At 47.5% G+C, this 20,337-nt stretch carries 23 protein-coding genes and 2 tRNA genes; 7 read left to right on the top strand and 18 right to left on the bottom strand.

What is annotated here, in order from left to right; all coding sequences use genetic code 11:
• Nucleotides 1–175 precede the first annotated feature (175 nt).
• From P2H89_RS04755 to P2H89_RS04700, 12 genes are all read right to left on the bottom strand, one after another.
• Nucleotides 176–949 carry a DUF475 domain-containing protein gene (locus tag P2H89_RS04755; protein ID WP_275825388.1) on the bottom strand — a complete coding sequence of 258 codons (774 nt, stop codon included), beginning with the start codon at nucleotides 947–949 and terminating at the stop codon, nucleotides 176–178.
• Between the two features lie 15 nt (nucleotides 950–964).
• A complete protein-coding gene (locus tag P2H89_RS04750; RefSeq protein WP_275825387.1) occupies nucleotides 965–2,461 on the bottom strand; it encodes a kinase in 1,497 nt (498 codons plus the stop codon).
• 2 nt (nucleotides 2,462–2,463) lie between these two features.
• Nucleotides 2,464–3,657, bottom strand: coding sequence for a PP2C family serine/threonine-protein phosphatase (locus tag P2H89_RS04745; RefSeq protein WP_275825386.1), 1,194 nt, complete (start codon nucleotides 3,655–3,657; stop codon nucleotides 2,464–2,466).
• Between the two features lie 26 nt (nucleotides 3,658–3,683).
• Complete coding sequence (locus P2H89_RS04740; protein WP_275825385.1) at nucleotides 3,684–4,736, bottom strand: TerY-C metal binding domain-containing protein; 1,053 nt, start codon at nucleotides 4,734–4,736, stop codon at nucleotides 3,684–3,686.
• A 36-nt stretch (nucleotides 4,737–4,772) separates the two neighbouring features.
• Nucleotides 4,773–5,033 (bottom strand): YggT family protein, encoded by a 261-nt coding sequence (locus P2H89_RS04735; protein ID WP_275825384.1) that lies wholly within the window; start codon nucleotides 5,031–5,033, stop codon nucleotides 4,773–4,775.
• 9 nt (nucleotides 5,034–5,042) lie between these two features.
• Nucleotides 5,043–5,678: a VWA domain-containing protein gene (locus P2H89_RS04730; protein ID WP_275825383.1), complete on the bottom strand. Its 636-nt coding sequence runs from the start codon at nucleotides 5,676–5,678 to the stop codon at nucleotides 5,043–5,045.
• Between the two features lie 74 nt (nucleotides 5,679–5,752).
• Entirely contained in the window at nucleotides 5,753–6,307 is a 555-nt protein-coding gene (locus P2H89_RS04725; RefSeq protein WP_275825382.1) for a TerD family protein, read from the bottom strand.
• Nucleotides 6,247–7,134, bottom strand: a complete 888-nt coding sequence (locus tag P2H89_RS04720) for a phosphoribosyltransferase family protein (protein WP_275825380.1) — start codon at nucleotides 7,132–7,134, stop codon at nucleotides 6,247–6,249. The genes P2H89_RS04725 and P2H89_RS04720 overlap by 61 nt, the downstream gene beginning before the upstream one ends.
• Nucleotides 7,109–7,825, bottom strand: coding sequence for an HAD family hydrolase (locus tag P2H89_RS04715; RefSeq protein ID WP_275825378.1), 717 nt, complete (start codon nucleotides 7,823–7,825; stop codon nucleotides 7,109–7,111). The genes P2H89_RS04720 and P2H89_RS04715 overlap by 26 nt, the downstream gene beginning before the upstream one ends.
• A gap of 1 nt (nucleotide 7,826) precedes the next feature.
• Nucleotides 7,827–8,465, bottom strand: a complete 639-nt coding sequence (locus P2H89_RS04710) for a VWA domain-containing protein (protein WP_275825377.1) — start codon at nucleotides 8,463–8,465, stop codon at nucleotides 7,827–7,829.
• 14 nt (nucleotides 8,466–8,479) lie between these two features.
• Entirely contained in the window at nucleotides 8,480–9,121 is a 642-nt protein-coding gene (locus P2H89_RS04705) for a TerD family protein (protein ID WP_275825376.1), read from the bottom strand.
• A 94-nt stretch (nucleotides 9,122–9,215) separates the two neighbouring features.
• The gene (locus P2H89_RS04700) at nucleotides 9,216–9,791 is read right to left on the bottom strand and encodes a TerD family protein (protein ID WP_275825375.1); all 576 of its coding nucleotides are present in this window, start codon (nucleotides 9,789–9,791) and stop codon (nucleotides 9,216–9,218) included.
• Nucleotides 9,792–10,475: 684 nt separating this feature from the next.
• Here P2H89_RS04700 and P2H89_RS04695 point away from each other — a divergent pair.
• Nucleotides 10,476–10,886 carry a hypothetical protein gene (locus P2H89_RS04695; protein ID WP_275825374.1) on the top strand — a complete coding sequence of 137 codons (411 nt, stop codon included), beginning with the start codon at nucleotides 10,476–10,478 and terminating at the stop codon, nucleotides 10,884–10,886.
• 70 nt (nucleotides 10,887–10,956) lie between these two features.
• Here P2H89_RS04695 and P2H89_RS04690 read toward each other — a convergent pair whose 3' ends face one another.
• Nucleotides 10,957–11,802, bottom strand: coding sequence for a hypothetical protein (locus P2H89_RS04690; protein WP_275825373.1), 846 nt, complete (start codon nucleotides 11,800–11,802; stop codon nucleotides 10,957–10,959).
• 362 nt (nucleotides 11,803–12,164) lie between these two features.
• Here P2H89_RS04690 and P2H89_RS04685 point away from each other — a divergent pair, with 362 nt between their 5' ends.
• Entirely contained in the window at nucleotides 12,165–12,512 is a 348-nt protein-coding gene (locus tag P2H89_RS04685) for a DUF1801 domain-containing protein (RefSeq protein WP_275825372.1), read from the top strand.
• Nucleotides 12,513–12,585: 73 nt separating this feature from the next.
• Here P2H89_RS04685 and P2H89_RS04680 read toward each other — a convergent pair whose 3' ends face one another.
• Nucleotides 12,586–13,344: a superoxide dismutase gene (locus tag P2H89_RS04680; protein ID WP_275825371.1), complete on the bottom strand. Its 759-nt coding sequence runs from the start codon at nucleotides 13,342–13,344 to the stop codon at nucleotides 12,586–12,588.
• Nucleotides 13,345–14,059: 715 nt separating this feature from the next.
• On the opposite strand from P2H89_RS04680, the gene P2H89_RS04675 reads away from it, so the two are divergent.
• The 3 genes from P2H89_RS04675 to P2H89_RS04665 all read left to right on the top strand — a co-directional run bounded on the left by P2H89_RS04675 (nucleotide 14,060) and on the right by P2H89_RS04665 (nucleotide 15,107).
• Complete coding sequence (locus tag P2H89_RS04675) at nucleotides 14,060–14,746, top strand: hypothetical protein (protein WP_275825370.1); 687 nt, start codon at nucleotides 14,060–14,062, stop codon at nucleotides 14,744–14,746.
• A gap of 106 nt (nucleotides 14,747–14,852) precedes the next feature.
• Nucleotides 14,853–14,943 (top strand) — tRNA-Ser (locus P2H89_RS04670).
• A 90-nt stretch (nucleotides 14,944–15,033) separates the two neighbouring features.
• Nucleotides 15,034–15,107: transfer RNA gene (locus tag P2H89_RS04665), tRNA-Pro, on the top strand.
• 305 nt (nucleotides 15,108–15,412) lie between these two features.
• Here the strand turns inward: P2H89_RS04665 and P2H89_RS04660 are convergent.
• Both P2H89_RS04660 and P2H89_RS04655 read right to left on the bottom strand, forming a co-directional pair.
• On the bottom strand, nucleotides 15,413–16,150 hold the full coding sequence (locus tag P2H89_RS04660) for an SDR family oxidoreductase (RefSeq protein WP_275825368.1): 738 nt from the start codon (nucleotides 16,148–16,150) through the stop codon (nucleotides 15,413–15,415).
• A gap of 65 nt (nucleotides 16,151–16,215) precedes the next feature.
• Nucleotides 16,216–17,088, bottom strand: coding sequence for an AraC family transcriptional regulator (locus P2H89_RS04655; protein ID WP_275825367.1), 873 nt, complete (start codon nucleotides 17,086–17,088; stop codon nucleotides 16,216–16,218).
• 221 nt (nucleotides 17,089–17,309) lie between these two features.
• Here P2H89_RS04655 and P2H89_RS04650 point away from each other — a divergent pair, with 221 nt between their 5' ends.
• Nucleotides 17,310–18,362, top strand: a complete 1,053-nt coding sequence (locus P2H89_RS04650) for a two-component regulator propeller domain-containing protein (RefSeq protein WP_275825366.1) — start codon at nucleotides 17,310–17,312, stop codon at nucleotides 18,360–18,362.
• A 224-nt stretch (nucleotides 18,363–18,586) separates the two neighbouring features.
• Nucleotides 18,587–18,970 carry a nuclear transport factor 2 family protein gene (locus tag P2H89_RS04645; RefSeq protein ID WP_275825365.1) on the top strand — a complete coding sequence of 128 codons (384 nt, stop codon included), beginning with the start codon at nucleotides 18,587–18,589 and terminating at the stop codon, nucleotides 18,968–18,970.
• A 133-nt stretch (nucleotides 18,971–19,103) separates the two neighbouring features.
• Here P2H89_RS04645 and P2H89_RS04640 read toward each other — a convergent pair whose 3' ends face one another.
• Together P2H89_RS04640 and P2H89_RS04635 are read right to left on the bottom strand one after the other, a co-directional pair.
• A complete protein-coding gene (locus P2H89_RS04640) occupies nucleotides 19,104–19,865 on the bottom strand; it encodes a hypothetical protein (RefSeq protein WP_275825364.1) in 762 nt (253 codons plus the stop codon).
• A 27-nt stretch (nucleotides 19,866–19,892) separates the two neighbouring features.
• Nucleotides 19,893–20,258 carry a DUF2200 domain-containing protein gene (locus P2H89_RS04635; RefSeq protein WP_275825363.1) on the bottom strand — a complete coding sequence of 122 codons (366 nt, stop codon included), beginning with the start codon at nucleotides 20,256–20,258 and terminating at the stop codon, nucleotides 19,893–19,895.
• Nucleotides 20,259–20,337 lie beyond the last annotated feature (79 nt).

Genomic DNA, 20,337 nt, shown 5'->3' with positions numbered 1-20,337 from the left:
CATTTAAGCCACAAAAACAATACTAAAACAACCCTCAGTCACGTCTTTTTATACAGTGCTTTTGTGGATAAACCCCACCTAAAAACTGAAAACGAAAAAGGGTGCCTCAAATTACTTTTGAGATACCCTCTTTTTTTATGTTCATTTACCTATGAAGTTGTGTGTCCTTCTTCCCTTACACATCGGCGCCTTCCTGCTTTTTCTTTCCGAATGCCATTGTATACAGAATGGGCAATACAAAGATGCTGATCGTTAAGATGGATACTCCCCAATCGGCTTCATGACTGCCGAGGAATTTGCTGAATGCGGCTTCGGGTTGGAAGTGCTCGTATAATGAAAGCATCAGCTTGAGACCAAGTATCGCAATAACGATGAAGGCTGCTGCCTCGAGGAATGCATACTTTTCCATGAGTTTCACGAATCCCTGCGCTACAAAACGCATGGCGAGGATACCGATAAACACCCCAAACCAGATGAGGATGATGTTGTCGGAAAAGGCTACCGCTGCAAAGACGTTATCGATAGAGAAGGCCAGGTCCATGATCTCCACCAGGGCTACCGTTGCCCAGAATGTGCCGAGCGAACCTACTGTTACCCGGTAGAGCCAGTTACTTTTTTTATCGAGCGTGTCATCTTCTTTTTCCGGTGTTTGTTTGCCCTTCCACCAATCCCATACGAGGTACAGGAGATAAAGACCACCCAGTGGTTTCAACCACCATATTTTGATGATGTATGCCGCCAGGAGCAGGCAGATACCTCTGAATACGTAAGCACCAATGATCCCATAGCGCAGGGCACGGCTTCTTTGTTCTTTGGGCAGGTCCATCACCATCGTAGCGAGTACGGCGGCATTATCGACCGATAGCAGGCTTTCAATTACAATAAGGTTCCCAACTACCGCCAATGCAGCAAGGGGGTTGTTGAGGATCTCCTGGATCATTTCATTCATGTTGTATTCTATTTTTTAATTATTTACCATTTGTACGATGATCAATCTTCCACCCTCTTCTTTCGAGAGCAGGATCTTTTGTGCGTCCTTTATTTCCAGCATTTGGCCGATGGGGATCTCCTGATCGGCATCCATATCTTTCAATCCCGGTATTGCCTGGTTTACCAACACCCATTTGTCCTGGTGAAATACAAAATACCCTACCGGCTTTTTCTGATCGGCTGTGAGCCGCTCATTGGGCGATATGTTCCTGTTGATATGCCACTGGTAGATATATTGATTGCTATAAACCATTAGCCGATGGTTTTCAAAGCTAAACATCCCTTTTGGATTTTTGGAATACAGATTCAAGATTGGTAGCTGCCCGCGGTAGGGCGTGCCACAAAAAGGACATTTGGGTGTGGTAGTATTGTCGAATACATACCATTTCATTTCGCAGCTCTTGTTCTGGCAGGGCTGCATCAGGTCTACAGTTTTAACCAACGCGTTCTCCCACTCATCGGCCGTAGGCCGTGCGGCGGGATTGTGCAGGCCGTCGATGAATGCCCTATCAAACAACTGCTTGAGATAGGGACCCACGATGGTATACGGCAACTTGGAGATATCGGCCCAGGGCAGGTAACTGGGCTTCACCTGGTTGAGCTTTGGCCTGTTGGAAAGATCTGTCGGGTGCTCTATAAACAGGGCTTTGGACCCCATGGACAGCTCTTCGTCTTTTTGAGCCTCTGCATCATGCACCTTTCCTCCACGCAGTGGATGCCGGCGCAGGAGGTACATATAGATCATTACCGCCAATGCATGCCTGTCGGTAGGAATGCCGGGAAACTTCCTGGCTTTGTCTTCCTTCGGCAAGTGCCGTGTGGCCAATACTTCGGGTGCGATGAAATCGGGAGTTCCCAATACATCGGGCGGATACTTGCCGGGCACCACGAGGCCATCGATATCGATGATGGCTGCCCTGCCCGATACCGGATCGATCAGCACGTTCTTGTAACTGAGGTCGGAATGGGCGAGCCCGGCGGCGTGCATGCGCTTTACGCCGCGGCTGATGGTGATGCAGATGAGAAAATATTTATACCAATCCCCCTTCTCGGAGGGGTCGAGGTTTTTATTCTGGTGAAAGGCACTGGCAAACCACTTCCCTTCTTTCTCCTTGCCTTTGATCTGCAGGAAGTCGTTGTTGCGCGACCCCGTTTGGAAGAAGAAGTGCTTCTGGTAGGTGGGTGCTACGATGCCGAGCCTTCCGTTCCATTCCACCACTTTGGTGGGCCAGCAATACAGATCTTTCCAGTATTCGCCGCCGGCCTGTTTGAAGATGCGATCGTAGAAGGTGCCGGTGATCGTCATCAGGCGGTCCTTGGCCACGGCATCCTGCTTATCGCGGAAGAAGGCGACCACATAGGTTTTATCGGGGCTGAAATACACATCCTTCATGCCTCCCTGGCCTATCATGTCATTGACAAACTCTACATCGGAGCCGTCGGCAGCTTTTATTTTGATCGTATTAGCCATAGTTAAAATAGTATTGCGATGGTACGGTCGTCGTATTCTCCTTTTACCCAGAAGTCGAGCCATTGCAAGAGCTCGTTGTGCGCCTGTTCATTTTCGTGGGTGAGCGTCACTTCTTTTTGCATTTCTGCAAAAAGCTCGCTCCACTTCTCCGCCTTCTGGAGGTTGGCATCGGTATGAAACCAGGCATCGGTGATGCCATCGGTCATGAGCACGAGCGCATCGAAGCTGTCGACCAGCTGAAAACGGATGCGTTTGTACAATGAAGTGGCTTCAAATACCTCGCTCATGGTCAGGAAGCGGGTTTGACCGGAGTATTCACCGGTATCGGGATCGCCGAGTATTTTAGGCACCTCTCCCTTCACGTGGATCCCCACTCCCCCATCTCCTACCCAGAAGGCTCCTATAAACCATTTGGAGCCGTATTGACGCACGATCGTCGTAAGCAAGGTAGTTGCATAATCCTTGACTAAAGCCTCCTTTATGGCGGCCTCATTGGCGATATTCTTGTAGGCCTGTAAAACGGCGTTGCCCAGGGTGCTGTAGAGCATATCGCCGATCGCCTTGCGGCTGGCATCGTCGGGACTGTTTTCGAATTGTGCCAGGAGGGGTTCTATTTCCTGCAGCTTCTCCTGCATGGCCGCCTGCGTTAATTGCTCTATCATCGTGCTGCAGGCGATGCGGGAACCTTCGCGCGAATATTTCGCGGAGCCGGCGCCGTCTGCTACCGCCATAATGTACCAGCCCGTATCCGCGCGGTACAGCAGGTCGAAATCATCTTCGCGGAACTTGGCTTCGCGGGCGTGTGAACGCCCGCGCTTACTGGCGGCCACCATGGTCCTGGCGCCGCTGGTATCCAATACGTGATCGGTGTGTGGTTTTTGATAAGGCTCATCGGCAGCCGGTTCGTGCTCCGTCCACAAACTGCGGGGATCGAAGTTGATGAACAGGTGTACGGGCTTCGTCTGCATTTCGCCCGCTACACTCGCCGCCGGCCGAAAGTACAGGGTTACGCTGGCATCGCCGGGGATACTGGGCGTTCCCTGTATAGAGCGGGTGGCTGTATCGTAGCTGAGACCAACAGCCTCCAATCCTTCAAAATAATGTTCTCCAATATCGGACAGGGCAAACTTATCCCACTCGATGGTATAACTGTAGGGTTCTTTTTCTTTGGCGTTGGGGAATACGATCTTGTCCACGGTTTATTGGATTTGTTGTGTTGTTGTTATCCTCGTGAGCGGTTGATATCCTGGTGACCGGAGGCGAAGCCGAACCTGGCCTTGGTATTGCACCAGGGGCAGGTACTTTCTTCTTCATCGCCGGTACACATGATGCCTCCGCAGGCACAGGTACTGAATCCGTACTGGTTGCCGCAACAGGGACAATGCGGGAAGCCTACCAGCTCGCCCGAGCTGATCTTCTGGTTGGTGGGTGTATTATCGCTCAGCTGAAAATAAGTATCGTCTACGGGGAAGCTGCCCTGCAGTTTAAAGAACTGCGTTTCGAGCGACAGTCCTTCGATCTTCGAGGGGGCCACGCCGCGTTTGTATTTGATGAGATAGGGTTTCCTTGAAGTTTGGCATTTGGAGAGGAAGACCGCAAAATTGTTATCGATGGGTTTGGCCGACTTGTCGGGCGTTTGCTCTACTTTACTGATGTAAGCTTCGTCGATCCGTGCGAGCTGCGGCCCGTCTATATTGTTCTCCGACACGCTCATGCTGGTCGTTTTGATCGAAGCCGTTACCCACTTGAAAAATGATTTGTACGATTCCGGTGCCAGGTTCTTCACGAGTAATACATCGTTGGTGAGCCGGCCCAGTAAGGCGGTATCGGTGTTCTCGCCCAGCGATATAGCTATGATGGAGGCTTTCTTCTTGTATTGATCCACCCACTTCTTTACGGCCGCTTCGGGATTATCGGTAGGGGCGCCGTCGGTGAACAGGAATATGATGGGCTTCCAATCGCCTTTTACTTCGGCGCTGCTTTTCACGACATTGGTATCGATGTCGCGCATGAGGAACTCGAGCGCTTCGCCAAATGAGGTGCCGCCCCCAATGGGCATACGGGGCGGGTAAAAAGAGGTGAGTTCGGTAAGCGGTACAATGCGTTGGGTTTTCCCTGCAAATACGATGATGGAGATCCAGGCGGTTTCGAGGGCATAGGGATCGGAGCGAAGATCTTTGATGATCGTAGCGATCCCTTCTTCTACATAAGGCATCTGGTCGCCTACCATGGATTCGGACACATCGATGAGGAAGTAAACCGGTAATCTACGCATAGCTTAGGATTTAGGTGTTGATTTTACAGGTTTGGTTTAGAATCGGGTAGCACCCAATAAAAGCAATAAGACGATGAGTAATACGATCTGCGACATATCGACTGAAAGGCCTGTACCCACCTGAAATGGTTTGAATACGCTTCTCAGGAAATTCAGTATCGGGTTGAACAACTTACTGAAGAACTCAAAAGTGCCTTTATACCTCGTATCGAGCCTGTCTTTATAGGGCAACAGCTTCGAGTAGAGAAACAGGCCAATGATCAGCAGGTTGAGTATGCTCCATAAGATAAAATACATAGGATCTGTTTATATAACCATGTTTACCTGTGGTGGCGGCGGTGGCAATACCACATCGCCTCCGGCTCCCATGCTACGGTTGCCCGTGCTAACGGAGGCCGACACCCATTTAAAGAATGTTTTGATGGTTGCGCTATCGGCAGTATCGAGGTGTACGACGGTTTGCGTCAATTCCTTGAGCAGCTTATCATCTACCAGCGGGCCTGCGGCACAGGCTACGACCTCGCCAAAGTTCCGCTGCTTTACCTCGGGGATCATTTCGCGGTACTTCTGCAGGTCGCTGGGTTTACCATCTGTCATGATGAACAGCAGTGGCATCCAGTCGCCTTTTTGATCGGGTGTGCTTTTCAACACTTCCAGATCGACGAGTTCGCACAGCAATTCAAGCGCCTGGCCAAGGTGGGTGGGTCCCGACTCGGGCGTAGTGATCTCGGGCAGTATGAGGCTTTCCAGGTCTTTGAGGGGTAGTATATTGTTAACTACCCGATCGAACGTGATAATGGAAAGGTGAACTGACTCAAGCGCAAAGGGATCCTGGCGCAGGAATCCCACGAGCGATTCAAGTCCGTTCTTGACCGCTTCTATGGGCTCGCCCCGCATGGAGCCGGAGGTATCGAGCAATAAATAAACCGGTAATCGTCTCATGGTGCTTGCTGCTGTTGATGACAGGGTGCAGGGATCGCTCTGGGAGCAGATCACCTGCCTGCCAGCTTGCTTTTTTAATTGTATTTGGAAAGGAACTGTTCGAGACCGCCGCTGTGGCCAATGCCTACGGCTTCGAAACGCCAGCTATCATCTTTCTTGTAAATACGGCCAAACTCCACCGCCGTTTCAATAGAGAAATCTTCCCCCAGTTCATATTTCATGATCTCTTCGTTGGTGGCAGCATTGAACACACGGATAAACGAATTCCTTACCTGCCCAAAGTTTTGCTTGCGGCCCTGTGCGTCGTGAATGGTGACCACCACGCAGATCTCCCGGGCTCCCGGATTGATGCCTGACAAATCGATCTGGATGGTTTCGTCATCGCCATCGCCGGCGCCGGTGGTATTGTCTCCGGAGTGCGCCACCGATCCATCGGGTGATTTCAGGTTGTTGTAGAACACAAAGTATTCGTCGGCGAGTAATTTCCTGTTCTCGCCCAGCACGAACACGGAGGCATCGAGGTCGAAGCCGGTGCCTACCTGGGCTTCATTGGTATCCCAGCCGAGGCCTATTGTAAATTTGGGAAGGTCAAGGTTTGCACGTTGTCCTTTTTGTAAGTTGATTGCCATATAGGATGATTTTTATAGGTGATCGAAATCAGGTGTAAATAATTTTTCCGGTACTCCTCCATTTCATGGTAGCCATTGCTGATGGCCAGGTCTATGAGGCGCTCACGGAAGGCCGCGGTTTGCCGGGCAATGAAGGGGTCAAACGCTGCAAATTCAGTGTTGAGTATATATTTTACGATCCGCGTATTCACCTGGAAGTCGTGCCCATTGATGATGCTGTGCAGATCGTGGAGCGACTTTACATAGTGATAGTTGAGATCGTTCTCTATTCTGGGGTGAATGTCTTTTCCTTCCAGCTGCGCAAAGTAGAGGTAGCAAGCTTCTTCTTTTTCGAGGCCAAATTGTTTGAGCAGGTTGCGGATCACCAATTCATGACTTCCGGTGATGCGGATATCATCGATAAAGATCAACAGCTTTCCCTGCAGGAACTGGCTATCGAGGTGGTATTTATCATTGATGATGAGGTTGAGCCGGCTATCGGCATCGAGTTCGCCATAATCGAGGCTATAGGTCTTGAAACGATGTATGCGCGCTTCTTCGGCTACCGGCAGGCGGTTGGCGGCGAGGAAGCGGTTGATGATCTTTTTAAAGGCCATCGCCATGGCATAGGAGGCGGTGGGTATGGCAAAATAAGGGCTGGGCAATATGACTGTCTGCCGGCCGCTGCGGAGATCGGTTTCATGTTCCTGCAGAAAACCTGCTGCCAGGGTTTCCCCAAATGCGGTGGCGACGCGGCCGTCTCCGAATTTGAAGCGGCTGTAGTCGGCCGGATTGAACGAGAGCGTATCAAACCCACTGATCTTATGCAACGAGTACACTGAGCTCATCGGTGATGTTTTGAAGGGTCATGTTTTGCTCATTGATCAATAATGCATTGACGCCAAAGCTGGTGGCTCCGCCGACGTCGGCCAGCGGGTTGTCGCCGATGTGCACGATCTCTTGTTTGTCCAGCTGTCCGTTGTGCAGTTCATTAGCCTGCCGGTACAGATGTTCAAATATGTTGGGCGAAGGCTTGGAGGCCGCCACCTCATCGGAGTAGACCTGAAAATCCATATAGGCGGCGATGCCGGTTTGCTCCATCAGTTTGCGCAGGGTGCGGCCCTTTATGTAACCTGTATTGCTGAGGATGCTGATGGTGTAGCCTTTGTCTTTGAGATTGGCCAGTATGGGCAGCACTTCTTCGTTGAACAATTGAGGCGGGTGCTGGAAGAATACTTTTTCGGTGAGTTGATAATAGGTTTCGAGGTGATGCAGTTCGATGCCCGAGAGGTCGATGCCCAGCTTGCTCATGACGAGCATGTACATTTCGAGGGAGTCGACATTCTTACCAACGGTTTCATTGATGCGGTTGCACATCAGATCGGTTTCTCTAAAGGCTTTCACTACATGATCGGGATCTACCTGGTGCAGGCCGAAGTAAGAACAGAAAAGTTTGGCCTTTTCTTTCTTGAAGTCTTTGGCCGAGCGTATCAACGTCATCCATAGATCGAATGAGATATGTTTAATGTCGGGCGTCATGTTATACTACTACGTTTACTTCTGGTGGTGGTGGTGGTAATTCGTTCAATCCAGTCACTTCCTGTCCGCTGCTTTCCACTTTCTGGCTACCGGTACTGATGGAGGCCGACACCCATTTGAAGAATGCCTTGATGGTGGAGGAATCGGCGGTATCCAATTGTACGACGGTATCGGTAACCTGTTTCAGTACGTTGGTGTTGGCGCCCTGGCCGGCTGCGCAGGCGACGACCATGCCGAACCTGCGTTTGCGGTATTCGGCAAGGCCTTTCTGCCAGTCGTCGGTAGGTTCACCATCGGTCATGATGAACACGAGTGGCTTCCAATCGCCTTTGGTATCGGCGGTGGTGCGGGCCACTTCGGTGTCTACCTTCTGGGAGAGGAGGTTGAGCGCCTCTCCGAGGGAGGTGGTGCCTGCTGCCTGAAGATCCGGCATCTGGAACATTGACAATTCGGTGAGTGGTACCAGTTGCTGCGCTGTGGTATTGAAGGTGATCACGCTCAGCCAGGCTGTTTCCAGGGCATAGGGATCCTGGCGCAAGGTGGATATAAGCACCTGTACACCGTTCTTCAATGATTCGATCGGCTCGCCGGTCATGGAACCGGATGTGTCAAGTACCAGATACACGGGTAATCTTCTCATAAATGGGTTGTTGTTTATACGTTGACGTATTGCTTTAATATTTCTACGAATGAGTCGGCCTGGTGGGGCGTTCCGAGGGCCCTGAACTTCCAGCTGCCGTCTTTTCTATATACTTCTGCGAACACCATCGAGCACATGCCATTAAAGGTGGCGTCGCCAGACAGGTTGAAGCGGGCAATCTCTTTGCCGCGGGTATCTACGGCACGGATGAAGGCGTTCTCCACGTTTCCGAAATGCTGGTTCTTCTGACGGCCCTGGTAGATGGATACCACGAAAACGATCTTATCGAAGCGCTGATCGAGTGAGTTGAGCTTAAAGACGAGTTGCTCATCATCGCCATCGCCGGCGCCTGTTCTGTTATCACCGGTTGACCAGGCTTGTCCTGATGGGTGCTTGGGGCTGTTGTAAAAGATCACGTCGCCTCCGATGAGCTTATCGCCCAGGTTGGCCACTTTGCCATTGGCATCGAGCAGGAATGCCACTGCATCGAGGTCAAAGTCTTCTTGTTTGCCTCCCAGCAGTTTGCCGAGGAAGCCTGATTTTTGCTGGCGGATATCCCATCCCAATCCAATGGTTACGGTGGCGAGATCAAATTCTGCTCCGCCGTCATTTTTTCTAAGGTCGATGGTTTGTCCTTTTACCAGGTTGATAGCCATAAATAAGGTTTGATTTGTTTTTTAAAGGTTGTTGTGAAAGGGTGTGCCAGTGGCTTGCGCCAGCTGGCGATATTTTATTGATGGTGGTTCGGGTTTATTTGATGATCTGGCCTTTATAATACTTACCGAGGAAATAGCCGAGGTCTTCCTTGTAGCCGATGCCGGAGGCTTCGAATTTCCACTTACCGTCTTTTTTGTACAGACGGCCAAACTCAACGCCGGTTTCGATGGAGAAGTCTTCGCCCAGTTCATATTTAGCGATCTCGGTTCCATTGCCATTGTCTACGAGCCTGATGTAGGAATCGCGTACCTGGCCGAAGTTTTGTCTGCGTGCTGCGCCATCATGGATAGTTACCACGAAGAGTATCTCCGAAATGGCAGCATCTATTTTGGTAAGGTCAACTACCAGGCTCTCATCATCACCACCGGCAGAGTTACCGCCGGTAGGGTCATCACCGGTATGGTGCACCGAACCATCGGGCGAATCGGTGTTGCCGTAGAATACGAAGTATCCTTCGGCAGGAATGAGTCTCGATGCATCGATCAGGAATGCGGATGCGTCGAGGTCGAATGCATTGCCTGTTCCTTCATTGGGATTCCAGCCTAATCCCACACTGATGTTGGAAAGGCCGATATCTATCTTTTGGCCTTTCTGTAAATTGATTGCCATTGGTAATTTATTAGTTTAGGTATCAGGGAATTTATTACGGATCGCCGATGAAAATGATAATAAAAAAACCTATCCCGGCTGCCCGGCGGTAAAATATGACTGCTTATGATAGATAGATGACTGTAAACGATGGCAGGATGATCCTGGTATAGATGGCTTCGGTATTCAGGGTACGCGCAAGCATATTTTAAAGGGTTTTGGGTTTTTCAAAGGGCAAGACAAAATATAAAAAAATCGGTACTCACAAGCATAAACAGATGAAGTATTTGTTATTGCGGGCAGGTAGACCTGTGAGTTACACTGTAAACGGTCTTCAAATAGTGATATGGGCTAATATGAATCAGCTCTCATAACGATTAAATAATATTTGAGGTCAAAATGGGCTTGGGCATCATTGCCTCCTCTGGCTGAAACGCCCGACAGACAAGGGTTTTAACATTTCTATCACTGGTTTAGCATCCTGAAACGGAGCATTTGTTGGTTTGTGGAGGGGTATTTCGCGCTGTAAGTTTGCATCATGAACGAAGGGAATCACTAAAAAGCTCCAACGCTCCTTCGAAACGAACGCACCGAACCTTAAAGCCTGATGCCACAGGCCACGCAGCGCAGAAAGCAATGCAGTAAGTTCCAACCGATTGCCAGCCTTCGAATCAATTACGTAAAAAATATATAAATATAAAGAGTATGAAAAACATCATCAAGAACCTGAGCCTTAGCCTCGTAGCCCTTGTAGCCTTTACTTTAGCCTTTTCGAACACCACTTTAGCCAATGGCGAAAAAGTGCCCGTAACTTCTTCTATCGAACTGAAGTTCCTGGGTAATTACGATAATCAACCCGTTTTCCAACTGAACCTGAAGAATGCTGAAGAAGACGAGTTCGCGATCACCTTCCGCGATGAGTATGGGAACATCCTTTACTCTTCGAAAGTTAAGGGTAGCAATGTTTCCAAGAAATTCATGTTGAACATTGAAGAGATCGGTGACAGCGTATTGAATGTAGAAGTAAGGTCTAAGAAGAACGATAAAGCTGAGGTTTACCAAATCAACAGGAACCGCAGCTATGTTGAAGAAACTGTGGTAAACAAAGTGAAATAATTATTTCAGCTATAGTTTTCGTTTATGTGTTTGAAGTACACCGGACTGCACCGGTGTATTTTTTTTGCCCCTACTCGACCGGTTCCGCCACCGGATGTTTTTTGTAGATGGTATTGGGTACCTGTTTCATGGTCCAGGTATCGGCCCAGTTGATGAACTGACTTTCGAGGTGTGGATAGGCCATGAGCAATACAGGCTTGGGGGAATTGATATTGACGCGGATGCGACTGTGCTCCTTGTAAGTCTTTTCTCCGTCGGCAGATTGCAGGCCGGCTACCCATTCGGTGGTGATATCACTTATTGCATACGCTATTGTTTTGGAACGCAGGCTGGTGATGGATGCGGGATCATAGGCAAATTGTGCCTTATAGGCTTCCGTTTCATCGACCAGATCGGCCAGGTATGATTTGTCGAAATTGGCATCGAACATGATCTCGCCGGTTTCGTAATGCCAGCCATGCATGGCTTCGTGTATAAAATTGGCCGTTGAGCCTACGGTGAGCACGATACATTTTCTTCTCGTATCCCAGGAAGTAGAGCCCTCTCCTTTTGTAGTTGACTTCAATACGTATTCCACATCGCTGTGTTCGAGCATCGATACTCTTTTGATCACGTTATCGAGCAGCAGCCATCTTTGTTTGAGGAGGGCGATCTCCTGCTGTATTTTTTCGCGGGAGGTATTGAGCTTTTCTTTGTCGAGGATGGCATAATTGAGGCTATCGCGTTTTTGCAGGATCAACTCCTTGTGTCCCGACCATTCATCGAGGCACAAAGAGTTGATGCCTGCAGGAGCTGGCATGGTAGCCTGGAGGCGAACGGGGCTATTGGTTGTTGAGACGGTCGATGCGGGGTCAATGGCGGTTGCGCCAAGACAAATAAGGTTAATGAGGAACGCATAGGATGCTTGCCCGGACATAGATAATGGTTTAACGGAATGACAGTAAGGTTTAACTCATGCTAAGCATGATGGTACGATCAAGGAACACACTTTTGTTACAGGTGAGTTTTCAATTTTGTACGGAGCTTGTACTAAGGGTTGGTTGGGTGGGGTTGCTTTGCTACTGACGGGAGCCTGCTATGCTACTAAAAAAAAGCGAGAGCAAGGTTAACAAGATTTTCTGCGAATCACAAAATTTGTGGGTTAAAGTTGTGTTTATTTTGATTTAAGTTAAGCCAATGTTACGGGTACTAAGTGTAAACCCGCAGTGCACTTAAGCGGTAAGCTCTATATTTGAGGACAGTATCGCATTTGGGGCTAAACGTTTATGTACTATTTCTATGCTTAGAGCTATAGATCAATTCTTTCTTGACAAGGAAGAGCCGGTGAAAAGCTACCTGCTGGCCATGCGGCAATTGTTGTTGCAATTTGACCCGCATATTACAGAAGAATGGAAATACAGTATGCCTTTCTATTATTACAAGGGCCGCATGTTCTGCTACCTGTGGGTGCACAAGAAATACAAGCAGCCTTATCTTGGTATTGTGGAAGGCGGCAGGATAGAACATCCCTCATTGATCCTTGAAAAGCGGGCACGTATGAAGATCCTGCTGTTCGACATGGATAAGGATGTTCCTGTTAAGACGGTGCATACTATTCTGAAAAAGGCCCGGCAGTTTTATACCTGAAGATGCCGTATCATTATATGCGAAGAGGGCAGCCTTTCGGCTGCCCTCTTCGCATATATGTTCATCGAATTGCTTAGAGAATGATTCCAGTAGCTCTCTTCTGTACATTCTCCCAGTTGATGGCGTTGAACCAGGCAGTGATGTAATCGGGACGGCGGTTCTGGTATTTAAGGTAATAGGCATGCTCCCATACATCGAGGCCGAGGATGGGAAGCCCCTTTACATCAGCAACATCCATCAGCGGATTATCCTGGTTGGGTGTTGACACGATGGAGAGTTTTTTATCCCTGCCAGCTACCAACCATGCCCATCCGCTGCCGAAGCGGCCCTTGGCGGCATCGCTGAACTGTGTTTTGAAGGCATCGAAGGAGTTGAAGTCTTTTTCGATGGCTGCCAGCAGTTTGCCGGATGGTTTGTTACCATCTGCCGGCGATTTCAATGTTTGCCAGAACAGTTCGTGGTTATAGTGTCCACCTGCGTTGTTGCGCATTTTGGCCGAATATTTTGAAATGTTGCCCAGGAGCGCTTCGAGCGAGGTCGCTTTGGTATCTACTTTCTCTGCCACTACTGCGTCGGCCAGGTTCTTGGCGTAGGTAGCAGCGTGTTTGGTATAGTGGATCTCCATGGTGAGCGCGTCGATAGCAGGCTCCAGTGCGGTATACGCATAGGGAAGCGGTTGCTGCTCGTATGGGGTATTACCTGCTTTTACGATCGGTGCATCATGTGTGCCAAAGGCGAGACTGTCGAGAACAGGAATGGACAAGGCAGCGGCGAGACCTGCTTTTCCGGTTGTTTTAAGGAACTCGCGCCGATTATTGGTATTATTTGCCATAGTATAAGTGTGTTTTTATGGATGAGGGAACAATATTAATGGATTGTGGTTGGGCGTGGAAAAGAATTTCTGCGATACTAATACAATTTTAATACCTGATTATCAGGCAAAGATCCTGCTAATTGGGGTTGTGGCGGACGTCTTAACTATTGATTAATGAAAGCTTGCAGCACCCAGGGGTGCCTATTGGATGGGCTGCCAGTGCTGGCAGGCGGTGCCGGGGTTTCAAATTGACGGAGCGACCAGTGCTGGCGTGCGAAACCCGGAGTGAAAATTGACTGAGCGACCCGTGCTGCCGTGCGGAGCCTGGGGGCCAATTGACGAACCTGATCAGGGCTAGTTTGCGGGCACAGGTTGACAAGGTTTCCACCTTGGCTATAATATCATGCTTTTCAAATACTTAATGCAGTAACAAGTGGCTTATTGATCTGAAAACAGCTTTGGTGCGGGTGGTGGAGGGAGGTGGCAAAGCCGGTGTGCTGCCGGAAGCGGAGGTCGTAGATGGCAAGGGGGCGGGCGAATACCTGGGGACGAAGGAGGGGTAAGGGCCAGACCGGGGGCGGCTACGGGACGGCATAGGCCCGGGTCTCTGTAAAGTCTCTATAAGGTCTCTGCAATGTCTCTGCAAGGTCTCTGAAACATCTGTCAAACCTTCTTTTTCGTACATACCTGCTGTATGCTTTCCTATTAAAAACCAAACTTAAAACGATCTGCTATGGCAAAGAATATTTCGCCCATGTTCAAACTGCAGGGTACAATTGCGGGCTTTACACATGTGAACAGTGTGGCCTACGGTGCCCATATCCGTGCTGAGCGTGGCACCTACACGCCTATCGAGTTGAATAAAACGATGAAGCAATGCAAGGACCGGTTGTTGAAGACGAATGTGCAGGTTAAAGCAGTGTTTGACCAGTTGAAAGACGAATACCGGGACGGCACACTGTGGTCGCGGTTATTATCCATTTTCTACCGGCAATCAAAGGAGGGCCTGAAGCCTTCTACGGCCATGTTGAACAACCTGGATTGTAATATGAAGTGCAAGTTGCGTGATGTGCTCAGTAATCTTTACCAGGTGAATGTAGTGCGAAAGGATAAATCGATGCAGGTGGAGATCGTACTTGACCGCGTGCCGCCGAAGCGGGATATTGAAAAGATCACGCATTACCGGTTGCATGTGGTGGTTTTGTATCCCAATTTTTCGAAGGGAAAGGTGCGCAAGGAAATGGCTGCGGGAGAAATGACGACGTTTAACAGTGAGTTATCGCCCCTTCAACTGGAGCTGTCGGCCCCTTCGTTAAAAGCTCCTTTTGTACTGCTGTTGGGCATTTCGGCCTATACAAAAGTGGAGAAGTATTATCCTATCTGGAGTTACCGTGCTTTAAGTGTGGTGAGAACCGGATAGTGTATTCAGTGTTAAGGGATTGAATTTATAAAAATAATATTCTTAGGTTCTTGCATTTGAATTTGCTATTTGAGAATTTCCTCTTATTTTTGCCCTCCCGAAAAAAGGAGAGGTGCCTGAGTGGCCGAAAGGGCCGGTTTGCTAAACCGTTGTACGAGCTTAAACTTGTACCGAGGGTTCGAATCCCTCCCTCTCCGCACCGGTTGCGAAAGCAGCCTTCAGGATGTAAACTCCTGAAAACCGGCAAATAGATCGAAACGTCCTTACGCAAGTAAGGGCTAAGGATTCGGGAAGTAGCGCAGGCCGGTAGCGCACCTGGTTTGGGACCAGGGGGTCGCAGGTTCGAATCCTGTCTTCCCGACGAAAAAGGAACCCGCAGCGAAAGCTGCGGGTTTTGTTTTTTCAACAACGAAGCGAGCTTGCTCCGCTGAGTGGACGAAAAAACAAAACGTTTTCGACGAAGTTGAAACAGCGTTTCTTAGGTAAAACTTGAGGGCAACTGGATCACCACAGGTAATCCTGTCTTCCCGACATAAAAAAAGGCCCCCTTCAAATGATTGAATTTGAAAGTTTTCTTTATTCCGCTGAATCCCCTTACGTCAAGCCGCCTTATTTCAAACACCGCTATTAGCGGTTTGCTGTTTCAGGTCTTATGATTCATCTTCGTTACCAGGGTATCTCTCCTGTTTCAGGATTATTCTCCTCACTAAAATATTTTCCTGTTGGGCCATCATTGTCGATCAGCGCATATTTAATTATCCGTTTTCCGGCATCTTCAACCGTTCCGGGCCCACGATGTCCATTGAAATCTGTTTTTGTATATCCCGGGCAAACGCTATTTATTTTGAAGTTGGTATTTCTGAACTCGTATGCCAACACAACAGTGTACATATTCAAGGCTGATTTTGAAGAAAGATATACTGCGCCTTTGTAGTCGTAGTATTTATAGGTTGGGTCGCTGTGCAGGGTAATGGAACCTTGACTTGAACTTACATTCACAATACGAGGTTCTGACGACTTTTTCAATAAATCAATAAATGCCTGTGTAACCCGCACCACGCCGTAGACATTTGTATCATAAGCCGCTTTAAACTGGTCAATAGTTGCGTCAAGTGCCGTTTGTGGGTAACCACCAAAAATACCCGCGTTATTAATAAGTATGTCCAACACTGTTGTTTTTGTACCTATTTCTTTACGGGCTTTGATTACAGATTCGTCATCTGTAATGTCAAGCTGAATAACTTCTACATTGCTTAATCCCTTCGCTTTTAATTTACCAATGGCTTCAATACCATTTTCTACATTTCGACTGCCGAGGTAAACATACATTCCCTTTTGAGCCAGTTGCTGTACAACTTCAAAGCCAATGCTTTTGTTTGCCCCTGTTACTAATGCAAATTTCATTTCTTGTGTGAATTTTATGAGGCAAACGTAAGGGACCAAAAAATAGCGAAAATGGACAATTCATCTTATTTCCCCGACAAATCTTGCCTGGGCAAAAATTCACTGGCACTTTTGCCTGTACTTTTTTTGAAGAGCCTTGAAAAGTAATCAGGGTCATTAAAGCCCAATTCATAGGCCAAATCCTTGATAGAGGTATTAGAATAACGCAATTTCCGCTGAGCTTCCGCCATCAAACGGTTAATAAAATAATCTTTGGGCGATGTTCCGGCATATTCTTTTACAATCCGGTATAAACTGTTGGTAGATAAAGCTAACTTTTCTGCAATTGCGTTGATAGAAGGTTGCTCTGTGAGGTACGTTTCCACGACTAATTTGAACTCGATAAACTTTGAAAGGTTAGCGTTTAAGTGATTGGCGGATTCTTTGTTCTTGAAATAAGCACTGTTTAATTCTGACAGCAATGAGTTCAAATAAGCTAATATTATTTCAGTGTCGGTCTCATATTTATCTATCTGAAGTATCTGATTTAAAATTCCAAAGACCTTAATTACTCTTTCTTTTGCTGGACTGTCAAGAAGGATGGTTTGAACGTTTAAAGGATTGACCAAAAAGGGAAATTGTTGCGGCAACAATGCCAATGTATTCTCATCAAACAGCAGCTTGAAATATTTAAGATCGTCTGTTTTAGCGGGTGGCGTAAAAAATTGATTTGGCATTGCAAAAAGCAAGTGCCCATCAGTAAGCGTAATGTCTTGTAAGTCTAAATTGTAAGTAATTGAACCGCTTTCAATTAACACAATAAAATAAGAGGATAATCTGCGAGGTTGCAGAAGTTTTTTTTGAAGATCAACTGAAAGATAAGGATTGTCGTTTGAGCGAACCTTTATTCCCAGCTCATCATGCTGTAAGCCCTCATGTTCCCCTTTTTGTTCTTGCATATTATTTGCTCAGCAGTTTGCAGACTGAAAGCTACGCAAATTATCGGGGTAAGCAGCAGGAGCAGCTCTCTTTACAAGTACTTACGGCTCCCGGAGAGGAGATTTCAGCCATCCAGCCTGATATTTACAATTATTTACAATGTTTGCACTGTTATTTTACAATCCCGATTACCAAGGCCGAAGGCTATTAAAGTAATTTCGAGGAATTAATAAAATCAATTATGAAATACGCATACGCAGGTGCTTTGTTGTTGATGTTTGTTTTTCAAAACTCCCTGGCACAAAATGATAGTGTTAAGCTTGACATCAACGCCGCAGTTACCTCCCACGGACCTAAATCCATCACCCGGAATATCATACAAGATAGAAAGGGAAACATTTGGATTGCCTCCTGGGAGGGGATTATTCGATACGATGGAAAATCTTTTACCAATATTACCAGCAAAGTGAGTGCTGCCCGTTTTTTTTCTGTTTTAGAAGACAGCAAAGGTAACCTGTGGTTCGGCTCAATTGGGTCAGGTGTTTATTGCTATGATGGGAAATCCTTTCAAAATTTCACCATCAGGGACGGACTACTTAATAATGACATTGGTAGTATTTATGAAGATAAAAAAGGAAATATCTGGTTCGGTGTTTTTGGGGGAGCGAGCCGTTACGATGGGAAATCCTTTAGGAATTATATCATAGATGGAGAAGTAATGAATGAAGATCGAACAGGGAAAACTTTCCCGGATAGGCCCCCTTATGAGGTTAATTCCATAATTGAAGACCAAACAGGCAAGTTATGGTTTGCTACAAGAGGCAATACTTTTGTGTATGATGGAAAAACTTTCACCGTTTTCACCCATGAGGACAAACCCTTTAAGAATGTCCGTACCCTCATTGAAGATAAAAAAGGCAATATCTGGCTCGGTGGAGCTGATGGTCTTTGGCGCTATAGTGGCAGTACATTTACCAATTTCACGCAGCAATTTGTTGGTTATATAATAGAGGACAAAAAAGGCAATATCTGGACTAGTTCAGAAATGGATAATAGCCGGGGCTGGGCACTTCCCCGGAATGAGGGAAAGCCCTCGTCCAATCAAGGCTGGGCTCTTTCCCGGTATGACGGAAATTCCTTGTCCAATAAAAGGCCCACTGTAACCGAAATAAAGTCAGCAGAAAAAATGACTTTCGGGATACTAGAAACGACTGATGGGAGTATTTGGTTTGGCACATTAGATGGGTTATGTCGTTATGATGGAAATACCATTTCCAGCTTTAACGGTAAATAGGGTCAGCAATAATACCGTGGGTGTTTGAAAGAAACCACCCACCGCCAGACCTACAATCTGGCAAGAAAAAATTTATACGCAGTTTGCGCCCGCTGTAGATGGCATTCCAGTTTTTGGAGATCTTGTGGTGATAAGCGCGTAAAACACTTAAGCGGCCATTTTGTTTTACCGAATATACATTTGGAGGTAAGAAAGCAATTAAGATAGTTTTGTGGCAAAAAGCCATGGAAATTTCAGCAAGCAACATTGGAGTAGAAGCCGAAAAGCAACGGATCGAGCTGACCCTAAACGATTACCTGGAAGGACGTCCGGTATTAGACATCGAAAGACTTCGGGCCGCTTTTCACCCCGATGCGTATATCAGGACCGTCATAGAGGGAAAGCTGGTTCAGTGGGCGCTGCCGCAATACCTCGATCTGGTTGCCCAGGCAACAGTACAGAAATGCGAACCCGAACTCCTTTCCTATACCTGGGACGGAGACACGGGATCTGCCCACGTACAATTGACATTTGCCACCTTTCGTTTCATCGATCGGTTTAACCTGATAAAGTTAGACGGGAAATGGCTGATCGTGGACAAGGTCTCGTATCGACAGGAGATTTCCTAACCTGCACAAGTACATGAACAAACCCGAAAATTGCATAGGCAAGTCGACGAAAAATAAACCCACAGCATTCGCTGTGGGTTTATTTTATGGCAGCTTCAAGCTTACGTGGCGTGCTGCTGATAAGAATTTGTATTCAACAGATCATCAACAACCTACTCTGTCCCGATTTTTCCCTTGGTGCACGGTGTAGACAGGGCGGGACCTGACTTCCAGGATGATCTACCGCCAATCTCCATAGGTTACCAAGGCCCAGGCTTATCGGACGGGCATCAGGCTCTGCCTGATAGTGCAGGTCAAAGCAATGTTCACTTAAGAATGTTTCAAAACCTTCCTCTGGTCCCTGATAGAGTTTTTTGAGTTCCTCTCTTATTTCAGGAATAAGTACTTTCTTTTTGCCTTGTGCATTGGGCAATATTTCACTCGACTCGCCATAATAGGTGCATAAAAAGGTATCAACTGGTATAGGCGCCCGATCAACATGAAAAGAATAAACATCGGTGGGGAAAAACGGGTAGGTATCATCCTGATCATAGTACCTGATCACATTAAGGACTGGCGATGCGCCAAAATCTTCCAATAACTTCCAATCTTGTAGAAGAATTTCACGGGCAAGCTGGCCCTGTTCACTCAACTGAAGTTCCCCAAGTTCCTCTGGTTCAACGGCCGTTATATTTCCGCTTAGCGCTACCTTATTAACAATCTCAGAAAAATCTCCTGCCAGGTTACGACTCCAACAAATCGCGTTCATTACACCACTAAGTGGCGTAGCAATAAGGTCCTGGAAATTCGTAACATAGTGAATTTGATTTTCAGCATGGGATAAATCAATCATAAAGTTCAACATTGAAACAGTAAACCTGCCGAACAAGTAACCTGCAGCGAAAGCTGTGGCCACTGTTAGCCGCTTACCAGGACTTACTAATCAGGCCGTACGCAATATCTTCTCCATCTTCCTGCCCTTGGCCAACTCATCTACCAGCTTATCCAGGTACCGCGCCTGCTGCGTTAATGGGTTTTCGATCTCCTCTACCCGGTACCCGCAGATAACACCGGTGATCAGGTGCGCATTGGGATTCAGGGTAGCGCGCCCGAAGAATGTTTCGAAGGTTACTCTTTCCTTTATTAGTTCCTGCAGCCTCTTGTCGTTGAAGCCTGTTAACCATTTTATAACCTCATCTAATTCCGCTTTTGTACGGCCTTTCTTTTCCACTTTTTCGACATACAACGGGTAGACCGATGCAAAGATCATTTTGGCAATACGTTGATCGTGTGTGGCGGTAGTGCGCATACGTTGTATTTTAACTTTATTCTACAATAAGTATCGCTTCAAAAATAACGTTCTTACCTCGCAGAATGGCATTAAATCC

This window comes from Paraflavitalea sp. CAU 1676 (assembly GCF_029223285.1).
Lineage (GTDB): Bacteria > Bacteroidota > Bacteroidia > Chitinophagales > Chitinophagaceae > Paraflavitalea.
This window is presented reverse-complemented; position numbering and strand designations above follow the sequence as displayed.

What these genes read in the sequence shown, in the direction of transcription:
- P2H89_RS04755 (WP_275825388.1), bottom strand. Translation starts at nt 949, where the DNA reads ATGAATGAAATGATCCAGGAGATCCTCAACAACCCCCTTGCTGCATTG.
- P2H89_RS04750 (WP_275825387.1), bottom strand. Translation starts at nt 2,461, where the DNA reads ATGGCTAATACGATCAAAATAAAAGCTGCCGACGGCTCCGATGTAGAG.
- P2H89_RS04740 (WP_275825385.1), bottom strand. Translation starts at nt 4,736, where the DNA reads ATGCGTAGATTACCGGTTTACTTCCTCATCGATGTGTCCGAATCCATG.
- P2H89_RS04735 (WP_275825384.1), bottom strand. Translation starts at nt 5,033, where the DNA reads ATGTATTTTATCTTATGGAGCATACTCAACCTGCTGATCATTGGCCTG.
- P2H89_RS04730 (WP_275825383.1), bottom strand. Translation starts at nt 5,678, where the DNA reads ATGAGACGATTACCGGTTTATTTATTGCTCGATACCTCCGGCTCCATG.
- P2H89_RS04725 (WP_275825382.1), bottom strand. Translation starts at nt 6,307, where the DNA reads ATGGCAATCAACTTACAAAAAGGACAACGTGCAAACCTTGACCTTCCC.
- P2H89_RS04720 (WP_275825380.1), bottom strand. Translation starts at nt 7,134, where the DNA reads ATGAGCTCAGTGTACTCGTTGCATAAGATCAGTGGGTTTGATACGCTC.
- P2H89_RS04715 (WP_275825378.1), bottom strand. Translation starts at nt 7,825, where the DNA reads ATGACGCCCGACATTAAACATATCTCATTCGATCTATGGATGACGTTG.
- P2H89_RS04710 (WP_275825377.1), bottom strand. Translation starts at nt 8,465, where the DNA reads ATGAGAAGATTACCCGTGTATCTGGTACTTGACACATCCGGTTCCATG.
- P2H89_RS04705 (WP_275825376.1), bottom strand. Translation starts at nt 9,121, where the DNA reads ATGGCTATCAACCTGGTAAAAGGACAAACCATCGACCTTAGAAAAAAT.
- P2H89_RS04700 (WP_275825375.1), bottom strand. Translation starts at nt 9,791, where the DNA reads ATGGCAATCAATTTACAGAAAGGCCAAAAGATAGATATCGGCCTTTCC.
- P2H89_RS04695 (WP_275825374.1), top strand. Translation starts at nt 10,476, where the DNA reads ATGAAAAACATCATCAAGAACCTGAGCCTTAGCCTCGTAGCCCTTGTA.
- P2H89_RS04690 (WP_275825373.1), bottom strand. Translation starts at nt 11,802, where the DNA reads ATGTCCGGGCAAGCATCCTATGCGTTCCTCATTAACCTTATTTGTCTT.
- P2H89_RS04685 (WP_275825372.1), top strand. Translation starts at nt 12,165, where the DNA reads ATGCTTAGAGCTATAGATCAATTCTTTCTTGACAAGGAAGAGCCGGTG.
- P2H89_RS04680 (WP_275825371.1), bottom strand. Translation starts at nt 13,344, where the DNA reads ATGGCAAATAATACCAATAATCGGCGCGAGTTCCTTAAAACAACCGGA.
- P2H89_RS04675 (WP_275825370.1), top strand. Translation starts at nt 14,060, where the DNA reads ATGGCAAAGAATATTTCGCCCATGTTCAAACTGCAGGGTACAATTGCG.
- P2H89_RS04660 (WP_275825368.1), bottom strand. Translation starts at nt 16,150, where the DNA reads ATGAAATTTGCATTAGTAACAGGGGCAAACAAAAGCATTGGCTTTGAA.
- P2H89_RS04655 (WP_275825367.1), bottom strand. Translation starts at nt 17,088, where the DNA reads ATGCAAGAACAAAAAGGGGAACATGAGGGCTTACAGCATGATGAGCTG.
- P2H89_RS04650 (WP_275825366.1), top strand. Translation starts at nt 17,310, where the DNA reads ATGAAATACGCATACGCAGGTGCTTTGTTGTTGATGTTTGTTTTTCAA.
- P2H89_RS04645 (WP_275825365.1), top strand. Translation starts at nt 18,587, where the DNA reads ATGGAAATTTCAGCAAGCAACATTGGAGTAGAAGCCGAAAAGCAACGG.
- P2H89_RS04635 (WP_275825363.1), bottom strand. Translation starts at nt 20,258, where the DNA reads ATGCGCACTACCGCCACACACGATCAACGTATTGCCAAAATGATCTTT.